The organism is Aquimarina latercula DSM 2041 (genome assembly GCF_000430645.1).
Lineage (GTDB): Bacteria > Bacteroidota > Bacteroidia > Flavobacteriales > Flavobacteriaceae > Aquimarina > Aquimarina latercula.
The window spans coordinates 276,186-292,430 of sequence record NZ_KE387186.1 but is presented as its reverse complement, the minus strand read 5'-3'; the positions used below and the strand labels follow the sequence as shown (position 1 = coordinate 292,430).

Annotated in this window: 13 protein-coding genes; 7 read left to right on the top strand and 6 right to left on the bottom strand. The window is 31.8% G+C overall.

The window, feature by feature from the left end:
• The first annotated feature begins 236 nt into the window (after positions 1-236).
• On the top strand, positions 237-620 hold the full coding sequence (locus H526_RS0125890; protein ID WP_027395604.1) for a BlaI/MecI/CopY family transcriptional regulator: 384 nt from the start codon (positions 237-239) through the stop codon (positions 618-620).
• Positions 613-1,944, top strand: coding sequence for a M23/M56 family metallopeptidase (locus H526_RS31320; RefSeq protein WP_051336362.1), 1,332 nt, complete (start codon positions 613-615; stop codon positions 1,942-1,944). The genes H526_RS0125890 and H526_RS31320 overlap by 8 nt, the downstream gene beginning before the upstream one ends.
• Positions 1,945-2,000: 56 nt before the next feature.
• On the opposite strand, the gene H526_RS0125880 is transcribed toward H526_RS31320, so the two are convergent.
• Positions 2,001-5,135, bottom strand: coding sequence for a TonB-dependent receptor (locus H526_RS0125880; RefSeq protein WP_245591239.1), 3,135 nt, complete (start codon positions 5,133-5,135; stop codon positions 2,001-2,003).
• A gap of 288 nt (positions 5,136-5,423) precedes the next feature.
• Entirely contained in the window at positions 5,424-6,599 is a 1,176-nt protein-coding gene (locus H526_RS0125875) for a FecR family protein (RefSeq protein WP_027395602.1), read from the bottom strand.
• 88 nt (positions 6,600-6,687) lie between these two features.
• On the opposite strand from H526_RS0125875, the gene H526_RS0125870 reads away from it, so the two are divergent.
• The 5 genes from H526_RS0125870 to H526_RS0125850 all read left to right on the top strand — a co-directional run bounded on the left by H526_RS0125870 (position 6,688) and on the right by H526_RS0125850 (position 11,238).
• Entirely contained in the window at positions 6,688-7,245 is a 558-nt protein-coding gene (locus H526_RS0125870) for an RNA polymerase sigma factor (protein ID WP_035086701.1), read from the top strand.
• Between the two features lie 164 nt (positions 7,246-7,409).
• Positions 7,410-8,306, top strand: a complete 897-nt coding sequence (locus H526_RS0125865; RefSeq protein WP_027395600.1) for a MerR family transcriptional regulator — start codon at positions 7,410-7,412, stop codon at positions 8,304-8,306.
• Between the two features lie 24 nt (positions 8,307-8,330).
• Positions 8,331-9,824, top strand: coding sequence for a phytoene desaturase family protein (locus H526_RS0125860; protein WP_027395599.1), 1,494 nt, complete (start codon positions 8,331-8,333; stop codon positions 9,822-9,824).
• Between the two features lie 99 nt (positions 9,825-9,923).
• Positions 9,924-10,763 carry a phytoene/squalene synthase family protein gene (locus tag H526_RS0125855; RefSeq protein ID WP_027395598.1) on the top strand — a complete coding sequence of 280 codons (840 nt, stop codon included), beginning with the start codon at positions 9,924-9,926 and terminating at the stop codon, positions 10,761-10,763.
• Positions 10,764-10,788: 25 nt separating this feature from the next.
• Positions 10,789-11,238: a sterol desaturase family protein gene (locus H526_RS0125850; RefSeq protein ID WP_027395597.1), complete on the top strand. Its 450-nt coding sequence runs from the start codon at positions 10,789-10,791 to the stop codon at positions 11,236-11,238.
• A 2-nt stretch (positions 11,239-11,240) separates the two neighbouring features.
• Here H526_RS0125850 and H526_RS0125845 read toward each other — a convergent pair whose 3' ends face one another.
• From H526_RS0125845 to H526_RS0125830, 4 genes are all read right to left on the bottom strand, one after another.
• Entirely contained in the window at positions 11,241-11,804 is a 564-nt protein-coding gene (locus H526_RS0125845; protein WP_027395596.1) for a TlpA family protein disulfide reductase, read from the bottom strand.
• Between the two features lie 222 nt (positions 11,805-12,026).
• Positions 12,027-13,772, bottom strand: coding sequence for a hypothetical protein (locus H526_RS30245; protein ID WP_245591238.1), 1,746 nt, complete (start codon positions 13,770-13,772; stop codon positions 12,027-12,029).
• A 74-nt stretch (positions 13,773-13,846) separates the two neighbouring features.
• Positions 13,847-14,515 carry a Crp/Fnr family transcriptional regulator gene (locus tag H526_RS0125835; protein WP_027395595.1) on the bottom strand — a complete coding sequence of 223 codons (669 nt, stop codon included), beginning with the start codon at positions 14,513-14,515 and terminating at the stop codon, positions 13,847-13,849.
• Between the two features lie 225 nt (positions 14,516-14,740).
• Positions 14,741-16,186, bottom strand: coding sequence for a nicotinate phosphoribosyltransferase (locus H526_RS0125830; RefSeq protein WP_027395594.1), 1,446 nt, complete (start codon positions 16,184-16,186; stop codon positions 14,741-14,743).
• Positions 16,187-16,245 lie beyond the last annotated feature (59 nt).

Sequence of the window (16,245 nt, the reverse complement as noted above, 5' to 3'; positions counted from 1 at the left end):
TCTTCTTTACCACATTAAATTCGAGTAAATTTTCAAAAATCAATTCCTATAGTTCATTATCTGTATAAGTAATGATTATAGACAAGATACTTACACTTCAATAATTAACACACAAGCCTTCCTAATTATATTAAAAAGCTAATAGCTAGAACACAAACAACATATCAATTACTATAAAAATAGTTTATTTACTATAATTTTAGTAATATTACTAAAACTATAGTTATATTAGCAATATGAAAGACTTAACAAAAGCAGAGGAACAAATTATGAGATACTTATGGAAGCTTGAAAAAGCGTTTCTAAAAGATATCGTAGAGCAATTTCCAGAACCTCGCCCTGCTTATACTACCATATCAACGGTGATCAGAACCTTAGTGACCAAAAAATTCATAAGTTTTAACACCTACGGAAGAATAAAAGAATATTACCCACTCATATCTAAAGAAGTTTATTTCAAAAATCATTTTAAAGGTGTTGTAAAAAATTTCTTTAGTGGTTCTATAAGCAAATTTGCCATGTTTTTCACAAATGATGAAGATTTGAATGTTAAAGAACTAGAGAACATGAAACAATTTATAGAAGAAAAAATTGAAAAATTGAAAAAAGAAAATGAGTAATATTTTAACATACCTGTTTCAAGCTAGTTTTTGTTTAGCCATACTATACTGTTCTTATTATTTATTCTTTAGGAGATTAACTTTTCATAAGATTAATAGAATAGTATTACTCCTATTGATACCTTGTTCTTTAGGTATTCCGTTACTAAATCAAATAGAATTCACTATAACCAACGAAACTATAACAATCCCGTTTTTTAATGAACTTCTACCGATAGATCAACCAGCAACAGATGTTGTTTTGCTGGAAAAGCCACGCTCCGAAGAAAAGAATTATCTGACTAATCTTATTTCATTAATGTACATCTTGGGTTTCTTTATAGCACTATTTCGATTATCTCTATCTGCAATACAACTTTATAGAATAAAGAAAAAGTCCAATATATTTTCGAAAGATGGATATCGCTTTGTTACAACAGATACTCCTCATATATTCTCAAGTTTCGGCTGGATTTTTATTCCAAACTATAAAACAAATGAAATTGCCTCAGCTGTTATAGAACACGAAAAAGCACATATTAAGCTATGGCATACAGCAGATTTAATACTTACAGAAATATATGTTGTTATATTTTGGTTTAATCCATTCTCTTATTTTTTCAGAAAATCAATACGATCTGTTCACGAATTCCAAGCAGATAGCTTTGTTCTAAATACCCAAATAAAAAAATCTTATTATCTAGAACTCCTTATCAATACGTTACAAACCAGACAAACAAAAAAATTACATAGTTATTTTAATCGTTCATTAATCAAAAAACGAATAGACATGATCACGAAAACCAATTCTAATCAAAAAAGTATTTTTAGATACATCTTATTATTACCAATTTTCATGATACTCTTAACAGCATTTATAAAACCTAAATTTGATGATAAGAATATTGTGGATAATATTATAGATGAAGAAATCAAGGTCGAAATTCCACCTTCGATATTTCCAATCGAAAATGGTTCAAAAGATAACATTACTGCGGTTTATGGAAAAACCCATAAACACCCTCTTTTAAAAAAGAAAGTAATTCACAAAGGAATAGATATCCGAGCTAAAATTGGAACTTCAGTATTAGCTACTGAAGATGGAACAGTTTCTGTAGCAAAGGATAAAGGGAATTGGGGAAATTTAATTGTTATTACCCATGCTAACGGTTATGAAACTTGGTACGCTCACTTAGACAGTTTCGAAGTAACAGAAAATCAAAAAGTAAACAAAGGGCAAGTTATTGGAAAAAGCGGAAACACAGGCCTTTCTACTGGCCCTCATCTTCATTATGAGGTAAAACTTAATGGAAAAAACATGGATCCAATGGATTACTTAAAATAAAAAAAGTAGGCAAGGATATCCTAATCCTTGCCTATGCTTTTACAAAATGTTCTTATCTAAAGACTAAAATTAATTCTTGCAAATAAAAACCTACCTGAATATCCAAACTGAGAAGTTCTTCTGGAGTACACAAATTGATCACCCGCTGTTCCTCCTGCTCTATTTTCATCAGGATACACATCTAACAAATTATTAGCTCCAATCGTAATATTTAGATTTTCTAAAACTTTTGCAGAAAATGAAAGATCTGTAACCACTTTTCCTCCATACACCGCATCATCACTAACTACAGTTCCATCTACTCTTGGATCTCCATTAAAATCATCTGGATCCGTAACTTCTCCAAAGAATACGTTTCTAAGTAAAATATCATACCGCCCAAAAGATAGAGCATTGGTTAAACTCAGCTTGGTTCTTGGTTGCGCTAATGTTAAAAAAGCTTCTTCTTGCCCATCGAAAAAACTTCCACTTTCTCCTGCCGCAGCAATTCTTTCTGGAACCCTTATATCTTCTACTTCAGTCTTAGCAAATGTGGCGGAAAGATCATTTTTAAGTATCATATCCTCTCCAATATTCATTTTATGTGCCACCACTACATCTATTCCTTGTGATTTTGTATCTATTGCATTAACAAAGAATCGAGCACTAGTTGCCCCTGCATCTTCAAAAATCTGCGTTAATTCAGGATCTCCTCCATTTCCAAAACTACCGCTATACACAATCCTATCGTCTATATTAATTAAATATGCATCTGCCGTAATAGTGAAATTTTGAATTTTAGCAGTGAGCCCAAGACTAAAACTACTAGATGTTTCTTCTTTCAATTGTGCTATCCCTATCAATGAAGCTGCTCTACTATTATTAGTAAAAGTTCCTTGTTCAAATGGTTGATTATCTACGAAAACCGTGCTAGTACGACTAAAAAATTGTTGATGTAAAGATGGTGCTCTAAATCCTGTACTATTTGCACCTCGAACTGAGAAGTTTTCGGTTATTTTATAACGAGTTGCTAATTTGTAATTAAATGTATCTCCAAAATCTGAAAAATTCTCATATCTACCTGCAAGACTTACCAACCATTGTTCTGTAAAATCTGCCTCCAAATCAATGTAACCAGCGATACTATTTCTATATTCATCAGTTTCATTATTAGGATCATAACCTCTAAATACTTGCGAACCTCCTCCAAGAACCGCTCCTGTAAAATTATTACGCACCAAATCTGTTTCTGGAGTAGTACTTGTTACAATATTACCATTAATATCATAACTTGTATAAGACGCTTCTTCTCCAGCACTAATGGTATAATTCTCTACCTTATACTCTGCTCCCATCGCTATATTTAATCCTTTAAAAATATCATCATAGAATCTACCAATATCAAGATTTGTAGTATTCTGCATAAAACTCAAAGCTCCTGCATCAAAACTCCGTGGCGTAGCCACTCCTAGAGTTCCATTACTGGAGTTTCCAACAGTAATATCGAAATTGTTAATCCCATAAGTATTTGAAAAATCCACATTCCATTCATTTACTTTTCCTTTGATACCAACTGCTATTGATTTATCTACAATATCAGTTCCGATAGTTGGTAAGAATCCATTCGGAAACGCTGGAGTATTTGCTCTACCGTCTGCTTGTGCCGGTCTTCTATAAAACCCAGATGCTAAACCTTCTCGATAGCTAATCCCTCCGAAACTGTAGAATTCTGCATCTTCTCCAAGGGGAATTGACATATTAGCAAAGAACTTCCCTTCTCGTAATTTAGCTGTTCCTACTTTAAATCTAAAATCAGTACGTGTTAATCCTCTCGCTGATAATTCATCCTCATCTGCATCAAAATCTAATAGCGTCCTGAACGTATCGATATCAGCTGGATCACTAACATCCAATGCCGCGATCTGATCCTTCGTTACTTGATCTAAATAAGAAATATCCTGTGAAGCTGTTTGATAATCAACTAATGTCATTTCTGCAACATTTCCTCCGTTAGCAGCAAAAATACGTTCTGCCCCATGGAAACCTCTAAAAATATCTCCTTGATAATCTTTGTTACGTAACGCCGGTTCTCTTGTTGACAATGAACCTGTAAAATTAATAAACCCTCCATTATCGCCTATTGGTAGTCCATAATTAACATCAAGCTTTACTTTTTCTCCATCACTACCTCCATCGAATTGGTTAGAATTCTCACTAAAATTTGCTCCAGTAGTCAATGTAACATCCAATTTATTAGTTCCTTTTTTTAATACAATATTAATTACCCCTGCAATTGCATCAGAACCATATTGGGCAGCAGCACCATCTCGTAATACTTCGATACGCTGAATAGCCGCTGTAGGGATTGCATTTAAATCCGTTCCAACACTACCTGCTCCTACCGTTCCGTTAACATTTACCAAAGCAGTATTATGTCTTCTTTTTCCATTAACTAAAACTAATACTTGATCGGGACCTAATCCACGAAGTGAAGCAGGATCAATATGATCCGTTCCATCAGAAACAGTTTGGGTTTGTGATGTAAAAGATGGTGCTACATAATTTAATATTTCATTTACAGATGTTTGCGGACCTTGCGTTGCTACTTGCGTAATATCAATTACATCAATAGGCACTGCGGTCTCTGTTGCAGTACGACTAGGATTTCTAGATCCTACAATCACAACATCATCCAATTGAGCAGAAGCATCTTTTAAAGCCACAGAAATAAAATCTTTTCCCGTAACATCAACTTCCACAGTTTCAAAACCTATATAAGAAATAACGAGTATACTATTATCATCTGGTATATTGATTATAAAATTTCCTTCAAAATCTGTCTGTGCGCCTATGGTAGTCCCTTTTACCAATACATTAGCTCCAGGAAGCGGACTCCCATTAGAATCTTTTACATTACCTTTTATCTCTCGAATAATTTTAAGTTTTTCTTTTATATCCGGAGCTTTCTTCAATACAATTTGTTTCTCTATAATTGAATAAGAAATATCTGTATTTTCAAAAAGCATAGATAATACTTCTTCGATGGTTCCCTTTTTTACCTTAATAGAAGTTTCTTGATTTAGATTGACTTCATCATTGATATAGAAGAATTTATACGAAGTCTGATTTTTAATCTCTTCTATTACATTAGCAATAGTTGTTTGCTCTAAATTAAGTTCTATTTCGCCCTGCGAAAAGCCGGATGTTGCCATCAGTTGAAAGATGGAAAAACAAAATAAAACTAATGTAAGCCTCATTCTTAAAACGATTGATTTGTGCGCTAGGTGTGAAAATAGCGTACGGTTACCCTTTTTTTTCATAATTTTGAAAAGTTTGGTTGTTAGTACTCAGTTAAATAATAATCAGACCATAAGGGAAGTGTTGCAGCACTTCCTTTTTTTTATGGTTTGATTTTAATCTTCATATATCATACAGAACTTATCAAATTCTCTGTACTACTTACATCTTTTGATAAGTCCTGAATGATTATTGCCTCTTAGCTATGGGGCGATGACAATTTTTTTATTTTCTATTTCATAATTAAAATTTATCGTCTTAGAAAATACATTAAGAATCTGTTTTACATTTTCCGTATCAAATTCTCCAGTAAATCTAGTATTATTCAATCTTTGATTTGTACTTATAATTTCTACATTATACGTTCTTTCTAATCTCTTAATTACCTCGGCGAAAGATTCATTATGTATGATCATCTTTTTCTGCATCCATGATGTAAAGAGTATAGTATTCACTTTCTTTTTTGCAATCAGCTCGTCACCCTTAGAATAAACCGCTTGATAATTTGGTCTCAGCTTCAATTCCTTTAATTTATTTTTAGCATTTATAGCAACCGAACCTTCAACCAATGTTGTTTTAATAGTTGAATCCTCAGCATAAGAGGATACATTGAACTTTGTCCCTAAAACTTTTACATCCATCTCTTTAGTTTTTACTATAAATGGTTGTGCTTTATTCGTAGTTACATCAAAAAATGCTTCACCTTCGAGATACACTATTCTATTAACCTCTTTGGCTATAAAGTTCTTAGGAAATTTTAGTTTACTATCGGCATTCATCCAAACCTTTGTTCCATCAGATAAACTCAATTGAAAAATTTCACCTTTAGGAATAGAAATCTCTAAATACTCTATTTCCTCTAAATCTTTAGCATTATCCGAAATAACTAACTTATCCCTATCTTTTTTACCAATCATACTACCATTAGCAGTTATAACATCAGACAGACTATTGATATCTATATACGTTATTGTTCCATCTTCTTGTACAATTTTGATCTTATCATCTCTTACTGTTTCAGTAGATACTAAATCTTCTACATTATCTACATTGGATGGGTTTAATCTACTTAAGTAATATCCTAATACTAGAACCCCTATAAGTATAGCTGCATATCGAAATACTTTTTTTAGAGTCTTTAATGTGATAACCTTACGCTCTTCTAATTCTTTTTCCTGTATCGAATTTAAAAACCGATTAAAAGCCTGATCAGAGTTTACAGAAATATCTTTACTAGAAGCATGCCATTGCGCAACTTTTTTCTCAAAAACATCTCGATGCTCTTGTTTCTGTTGTAGCCATTGTTTTAAAGTTTCTTTCTCCGAAGAAGAAATACTTCCTTCTAAATACTTCTTAATTATTGTTAAATAATTATCCATTCTTCTACATTTCTATATACATGATGCAAAAATCATATCAATCCCCTACTTTATTTTAATTTTTATAATTTAGCAAGTGATTGTTATCATGAAGAATCAACACAATAACATAGAAAAATTACTTATTAACGGGCTAATAGAGGGGGATCAAAAAAGTTATAAAATTTTATTTGATCAATATTATGACTGGTTATGTAATTATGTCCATAAGTTATCTAACGATAGCACATTATCCGAAGATCTGGTACAAAATGTTTTTTTAAGACTTTGGGAAAAAAAATCTACCTTACACATTACCTCTTCACTCAGAAATTATCTTTTCCGATCTTGCCATAACGAATACCTGATGCATTTGCGTAAACAAAAAAAAGAGATCGATTTATTAGATGAATTAAAATGGAAAGCGCTTTTTCAATTATACCAAGAAAATGAAAAAATGCAACAAGAAGCAAATTGGTTAAAAATAGAAAGCGCAATAGAAAAGCTACCAAAAAAATGTCAAGAGGTTTTTAAATTAAGTAGATTCGAACAGAAAAAGCATAAGGAAATTGCCGAAATTCTAGGTATTTCTACAAAAACTGTAGAAATTCATATCACGAAAGCATTGAGGTTTTTAAAAACAAATGTCTCTGCCTTTTTCTTTTAAGTATTTCTATAGAAGTACCTTTTTACTGTTAAATACTTAAGTCTTTTAAATTTCAAATTCAGTTTCTAAATATCTTTTTAACAGTTATCGTTAATAATTTAACAAGAACTATCTATAGATTATCTACTTTTTGTTTAAATTTGTTTAACTATTTTATACAAAAGGTGAACAATATAAAACAAAATTTTAGCATTAAGGATCTGGAGAATTTATGCGGTGTTAAAGCGCATACGATCAGGATATGGGAAAAAAGATATAATTTATTGTCACCAGATCGCACAGAAACCAATATAAGAACTTACAGTTTAAAAAGCCTTCAGAAATTACTTAATGTAACTTATTTAGTAAATAGCGGATATAAAATATCTAGAGTTTCAAAACTTAATAATGAAGAAATAGATGAGTATGTGCGAAGAATTGTTTCTGACAATAGCACAAAAAATCAAGCGATCAATTCTCTTAAAATATCCATGCTTAATTATGATCTTCAATTGTTTCTAGGAACTTATGAGCAATTAGCTGAGAAAAGAACTTTTAGACAAATATTTACTGATGTTTTTATTCCTTTGTTAACAGAGATTGGTCTATTATGGCAAACAAATACTATAAGTCCATCTCACGAGCATTTCATAACAAACTTAATCAAGCAAAAATTGCTTATCAATATTGAAAAACTTCAATATTCTAAATCTACAAAAACAGATAAGGCTTTTATACTTTTTCTTCCGGAAAATGAGATCCACGAACTAGGTTTGTTATATATTAACTATGAGATATTATTACAAGGATATAAAGCTATCTATTTAGGGCCTAGTATTCCTCTTGATAGCTTACCCAATATGCTTACTTTTCATGAAAACACTACATTTTTGTCTTATTTTACTGTTAGACCTGAAAAAGACAAAATAAAAGACTATGTTGCAAAATTTAACGATATAATATGTTCGAAACGTGAAAGTGAGTTTTGGATGCTGGGTAAACAAACCATGCATATATCTGAAAATAGCGCTCCCAACCACCGTTATTTCTCATCTATCACAGATCTAATCAAAGAATTATAACATATTATCTATAAACAAACCACTATGTCAAAGAAAGTAGTAATCATTGGTTCTGGCTTTTCGTCTCTTTCTGCCTCGTGTTATTTGGCGCAATCAGGATATGATGTATCGATCTACGAAAAAAATGATACCGTTGGTGGTCGAGCGAGACAACTTAAAAAAGACGGATTTACATTTGATATCGGACCTTCTTGGTATTGGATGCCAGACGTATTTGAAAAGTTTTTTAATGATTTTAATACTTCCCCTTCTGATTTTTACGGATTAGATAAATTAAATCCTGCATACAAAGTTTTTTTTGAAAACAAAGAAAGTATTACAATTGAGGATACCTTAGAAAAGATATATACCGCTTTTGAAAAAGAAGAAAAAGGAAGTTCTATAAAACTTAAAAAATTTATTGATGCCGCAAAAAACAACTACGATATTGCGATTAATGAACTAGTATATCGCCCAGGTGTTTCGCCCATAGAATTGGTAACTAAAGAAACCATCAAAAAAATTGGACAATTTTTTAGTACTATTTCAAAAGAAGTTAGAAAAGAATTTAAGAACGATAAATTAATTCAAATTCTTGAATTTCCAGTACTGTTTTTAGGTGCAAAACCAAGTGATACTCCTGCTTTTTATAGTTTTATGAACTATGCAGATTTTGGATTAGGAACTTGGCATCCAAAAGGAGGAATGTATCAAGTAATACTAGGAATGAAAAAATTAGCAGAATCGTTAGGTGTTGATTTTTTTACCAGTTCGCCTGTAGAAAAAATTGAAGTAGACAATGGAGTTGCAAATGGTATTGTCGTTAATGGTACCAAAATAAATGCAGATATAGTATTATCCGGTGCTGATTACCATCATAGTGAAACATTATTAGAACCTAAATATCGACAGTATTCAGAAAAATATTGGGAACGCAAAACATTTGCTCCCTCTTCATTGCTATTTTATGTAGGTTTTGACAAAAAACTAAAAAACATTCATCATCATAATTTATTTTTTGATACAGATTTTGATATACACGCAAAAGATATTTATGATGAGCCAAAATGGCCAGAAGAACCTCTTTTTTATGCGAATTTTACGTCTGTTACGGATTCTGGTTCAGCTCCTGAAGGAAAAGAAAATGGCTTTTTCTTGATTCCTTTAGCACCTGGAATAGAAGATACTCCAGCTTTAAGAGAAACTTATTTTGATAAAATTATAACGCGTTTTGAAGATTTAACTGAGCAAACTGTTCGAAATAATATTATCTTTAAAGAATCCTTTTGTGTTAAGGACTTTGTAAAAGAGTATAATTCATACAAAGGAAATGCATATGGAATGGCTAACACACTGTTGCAAACAGCATTTCTAAGACCTAAGTTGAAAAGTAAAAAAGTGAAGCATTTATTTTTCACCGGTCAACTAACTGTCCCTGGACCTGGAGTTCCACCTTCTTTAATATCTGGTAAATTAGTAGCAGGATTAATAGAATCACAGTTAAATGTATCAAGAAAACCGAAACTTCAAACTGTTTAATTTATGTAAAACACAACTGATTATTCAACACTATTATTAAAAATCTAATTATTAATTCTCCAATCACATTGAGACTTAAACCTAACTAAAACCATATCCATGAAAGCTTTATTTGATTCCGTTTCTTATAGTTGTAGTAAACTCGTTACTAATTCATATAGTACTTCTTTTTCTCTTGCATCTAAAATGTTATCTGATTCTATTAGACAGGATATTTATAATATTTATGGATTTGTAAGGTTTGCAGATGAAATAGTTGATAGTTTTCACGATTACGATAAAGAAACATTGTTTAATGACTTTGAAACTGAAATGTATAAAGCGATTGAGCAAAAAATAAGCTTAAATCCAATTTTAAACTCTTTTCAGCAAACGGTTCACGATTACAACATTGAACCAGAATTATATGAAGCATTTATGAAGAGTATGCGATTAGATCTTCATAAAACAGATTACTTGACTAATGCCGAGTATAAAGAATATATATATGGTTCTGCGGATGTGGTTGGACTAATGTGTCTTAAAGTGTTTGTAAAAGGAGATGATAAGAAATATAACGAACTTAAAGAAAGTGCTATGCATTTAGGTTCAGCTTTTCAGAAAGTAAATTTCTTAAGAGATCTAAAAGCTGATTTTGAAGAATTAAGTCGTACTTATTTCCCTGATACTGATCTTACACAGCTCGATGAAATGTCTAAATTAAGAATTATAGAAGAAATTCAAGAAGATTTTGACAAAGGTTTCGAAGGTATTATGAAACTACCAGCAGAAGCTAAATTTGGGGTTTACACCGCTTACATTTATTACAAAAAGCTATTAAACAAACTAAAGTCGACTCCTTCTGTTGAAATAAAGAATACTAGAATACGTGTCCCTAATTATCAAAAATTTGGTCTATTAGCTAAATCATATTTTGATTATAGATTGAACTTAATATAATAGTATATTAAAAAAATTATCTAAAATGAATACTCTTATTTGGATATCAATTTTTATAGCTACATTTTGTTTTATGGAATTTATGGCATGGTTTACTCACAAATACGTCATGCATGGATTTTTATGGTCTTTACATAAAGATCATCACCATAAAGATCATAGCAGTTGGTGGGAGCGTAATGATTTATTTTTTGTTTTCTACGCTGTAATAAGTATGTCGTGTATCATGCTTCATGATCCTATTACTTTTTGGTTTGGAGAATCTATTGGTTTTGGAATTTTAGCATATGGTATTGCCTACTTTCTCGTTCATGATATTTTTATTCATCAACGTTTTAAACTATTTAGAAACGCAAATCATTGGTATGCAAAAGGTGTGCGAAGAGCACACAAAATACATCATAAACATTTAGGTAAAAATAAAGGAGAATGTTTCGGAATGCTATTTGTTCCTTTTAAATATTTTAAAAAATAAAGTTATTCTGCAATTAATTGGTCAATCGTAGCCCTTACCTTCTCTGTATTCCAATCTGCTGCACCAATTTTATGAATTACTATATTTCCTTTCTTATCAATGAGGTAAGTTCCAGGAATAGGTTTATGAACGAAAGGTTTAGGATGTTGTTTTGATAAAGACCTATAAATAGGGTAATTATAACTTTTATCACTCATAAATTTATTTAATTCAGGATCATCATCTTCCGTAAGGAAAACAAACACTACTTTATCTTTATAATCATTATATAGTTTTTGCAAAGATGGCATTTCCGCAATACAAGGAGGACACCAAGTTGCCCAATAGTTCAATAAAACTACTTTACCCTCAGCAACATTGAAATTCATTGATTCTGTATTCACCCCGTGTAATTTCCAGTCATAAGTAGCCACTTGCGCTCGTTCTTCTACATTTACTAAACTAGGGCTAAACGAAAATATTCTTGTTAAGAAAATTTGCATCATTCCTCTAGTATTAGGAATAAAAAAGAGCAATAAAATAATTACAAAAATTAAATTAGATATATTCTTTTTATTGAATTTCATAAGTGGTCTATTATAGTATTACTTTTAAAATTTGTCTGTACAAATAGGTTTCCTTACAAAAGTATATAAATTAATAAAGCGCAACTTGGGGTTGCGCTTTAAAACTAACAAAAAAACAACAATGAACTATTGTGATATACTTCCTAAGAGAAGAGAAGCTACTACGTTAAGTTCACATTATCATTATCTTTAATGATTTTTATTTCTTTTTCAATGTATCTTTTAGTTTCTTGTTACTTGTATAGAATTTGATAGGCTGAAACATCCCTTAAGATCATTTGCATTCATTCCCATTGCTAACCCTTCTACCCCATTCTCGTATCTCAAATACCAGATTAGACATACTCCTGGTCCCGCTGCATCAAAATCAACATTTGCTACCTCAAACAAACTTCCAGGTAATCCTAAAATTTCACCTTGATCATCTGTAATAACCCAAGTACTATTAGGTCCTGCTGCATTTGAGTCATCAACAGACAACCCACTTACCATATCTGGTGTTCCATCAACGGTAAAAGTATAAGGACCTCCAGATATTACTCCTGGACTTGTATTACAGTTTCTAGTTACTGTTATCGAATTAGAAAGATCAAAATCACCTGTTACATTGTTAGCGTTCATACCCATTTCTAATCCTGTTACTGTTCCTGTGTATCTTGCATACCATATTAAACAAATACCTGGACCCGCAGCGTCAAAATCAACACCTTCTACAGCCATCAACGTTGGTGGTAACCCTAAAATATTACCTTGATCATCTGTAATTACCCAAGTACTATTATCACCAAATACATTAGTATCATCTAATGTAATTCCTGATACCATATCAGCAGTTCCATCTACATCAAACTCAAATGGTCCTCCAGAAATTACTCCTGCATTAGCCACTTGATTACGAATAACCGTTATAGAATTAGAAAGATCAAAATCTCCTGTTACATCATTAGCATTCATACCCATTTCTAAACCAGTTACGGTTCCATCATATCTCGCATACCATATTAAACAAGTACCTACTCCTGCGGCGTCAAAATCAATTCCTTCTACAGCCATTAGTGTTGGCGGCAATCCTAAAATATTTCCTAAATCATCGGTAATAATCCAAGTACTATTGGCCCCAAAAGCGTTAGTATCATCTAATGTAATTCCGGATACCATATCAGCATCTCCATCAACGTCAAATTCAAATGGTCCTCCAGAAATAGTTCCTGCATTTACAACTTGATTACGAACTACTGTAATTGAATTAGAAAGGTCAAAATCACCTGTTACATCATTGGCATTCATACCCATTTCTAAACCTGAAATTGTTCCTTCATAACGAGCATACCATATCAAACAGGTTCCAGCACCTGCTCCATCAAAATTAACTCCTTCTAAAGCAGTAATTGTTGGAGGTAATCCTAAAATATTTCCTAGATCATCAGTAACTACCCAAGTACTACCAGAACCAAATACATTAGTGTCATCTAATGTAATGCCTGAAACCATATCTGCTTCACCATCAACATCAAATTCAAATGGTCCTCCAGCTATAACTCCTGCATTAGCTACTTGATTTCTTATTACGGTAATCGAATTAGAAAGATCAAAATCACCTGTTACATCATTGGCATTCATACCCATTTCTAAACCGGTAATAGTACCATTATATCTAGCGTACCATATTAAACAAGTTCCTGCACCAGCCTCATCAAAATTAACCCCTTCTACTGCGGTTATTGTAGGTGGTAATCCAAGAATATTCCCTTGATCATCTGTTACTATCCAAGTGCTACTAGTTCCGAAAGCATTGGTGTCATCTAAAGTAATTCCTGAAACCATATCTGCTTCACCATCCACATCAAATTCGAAGGGACCACCAGCGATTTCACCAGCATTAGCGACAAGTACGTTATCGTCGTCGTCATTACAGGAAACTGCGATCAATCCTATCGCTAGTACTCCTATTATTAATTTTTTAAACATTGCCTTTTGTTTTATGATTATTATTACTGTAAAAATAATTTCATAAAACTTTTTAAAATGTTAGGTAGCTAACACTAAGCAACAATTTTTAAACGAATTTCTCTTCTATTGAAATCTATTTGCTTAGACTCTTTCAATTCGTTCATAATGATATTTAAGGTAGGACGCGATGTACCAATAAGATTTGCTATATCTCTTTGTGTATATGGATGTTGTATCACAGTATCTCCAGTATTAGGACAGCAATACCCAAAATCTTCTTTAAGTTCATCTAGGAATTCTAGTAATCTAGTTTTAGTATCCTTAAATAAGAGTAATTGCAACCTTCTTTCTAAACGTTTAAAACGAAGTCCAATAAATTTATAAACCTTTAAGCTAAAGGTCTGATTATCCCTCATAAGATCGTGCATAGTTTGCACCCCAATAGGACATATAGAAGTTGCATTATCAACGGATTGTGCAAACTCTGTTCTTCGATCTTCTCCTAAAATTGCTTTTTCTCCAAAAAGCTCTCCTCGTGTTAAGATTGCTTTTACAACTTCATTCCCATTTTCAGAATAATAACCAATTTTTACCTTCCCTTTTTCAATTAGGTATACTTTATTGGCTGAATCTTCTTCAAAATAAATGTAATCGCTCTTTTTATAAGCGTCGAAGTCGTGATCTTTTTTGTAATTTCTAAATTTATGAGGACATAATACCTTGAAGAGATTGGCATCCTCAAAAAACCAAATTGTACTCATGATGTTTGTGTTTTATAAGTTAGTTAGATATCTAGTGACTGATACCATAAAGACTGTCGTAATACTAAAATGATCCTTACAAAAAAATGATCAAATTATTTTTTTGTAAAACAAACGAGAACCTCACTATATTATAACAAGCTATTCATTATAAACCCTATACAACTACAAACAAAAACTCCCAAAAAATACTTTTTTGGGAGTTTTAATGAATATTCATTTAATTCATGACAGAATCCTTTTTCTAATCTCAGACAAACTTTCATCTTTAATTAATTTACCATCTTTAAAAACAGTCTCAAACAATCCTTGAGTTTCTTCCTCTACTGTACATTGATCTTTTAATATAATCTCACCATTAGACTTATATAATTGCATTAGTCCTTTTGCTGATTTTTTAGTTCCATCATCTGTTATTGGATCTTTAAAAATTTCTCTTCCTTCTCCATTCACCTCAACATAAGTAGCTTTCATAGCAAATCCAAAAGTATCTCTAGTATTATATTGATAAGTAAAACTCCCTATTCCTAATACTACATTAGTAGATGCAAAACCTTTTTCCTTAAGACGCTCACAGATCTGTGTTGCTCTATCTATTGTAATACTATCCCCATAAATTGCTCCAATTTTAGGATTTAATACCTTATATCCTTGTTCATTAATGGCTCCTCCAAATTCATCCCAAAGCAATTCAATAACACCTTTAGCTACTGTAGGGTTTTCATGTTCACAACCACAAATAATATCTACTGGATCACCAGAATCCGGTCTGATCACCAATTTTCCGTCACGCTTTAAAATTTCTTCTTTTAACTTTGGAAGATATTCTGTTAATACTTTCCATAGATCCCAAGTATCAGATACTACAGATAAAATTCCTGTTGGATATGTTTCTAACAATCTTTTAAAAGTTCCAATCTCATCATCTTTACGACCGGCACACATCACACTATGTTCAGTTGCATTTACACTACCTATTACCAGTTCTTTTGTAACATCAGCATTGTAATACATTTCATAAGCTTTTGCTACTGGTAAAGTATCACTACCAGAAAAAGATAATGCATGCCCCATTCCACTAAGGATAGCTGATTCTGTACCAGACATTCCTCTCATCGAAAAATCATGCCCTTGCCAAGTAATAAATTCCTGGTTTTCTTTATCAGTTTCCATAGCATACTTACTAAGAATCTTTTGATATTGCTTAGCAATCGTAGCAGAAGTACAAGGCTGCCAGATAATATTAGAAAGTAGAGTTTCTAAATAGTTTGTTAACCAAAAGAATTCTGATTTTGTATTAACCAACGTAAACATAGGTACTCTTATAGGTACTTCTGTCCCTTCTGGTAATGCTTTTATCTCAATTGGTAAATATCCTAAATCGTGCAATGCTGCAATATGCTGAGTGTCATAATCTACACCCAAATAATTATCCACATATTTTTTATATTCTGCAACAACTTCTTCTTTTGGCTGATTAAAAAAGTCTTTATTAAATCTCTTGATTAAATACTCTTTGATAAAATACTGTAATCCGAAAAAGACAACATAATCAATTCCATCTATTCTACTTTTTCTAGGAGTCCAGTTAGAATACACTAAAGTAGTTCCATCTGGATATTGTTCTTTATGACCTAATTTGTAACCGTCTGTTAATAATAGTGGATTCATATATTAATTATTTTGCGTTAATTATACGCAAATATAGTTTTTATTTTAAAATAAATGAA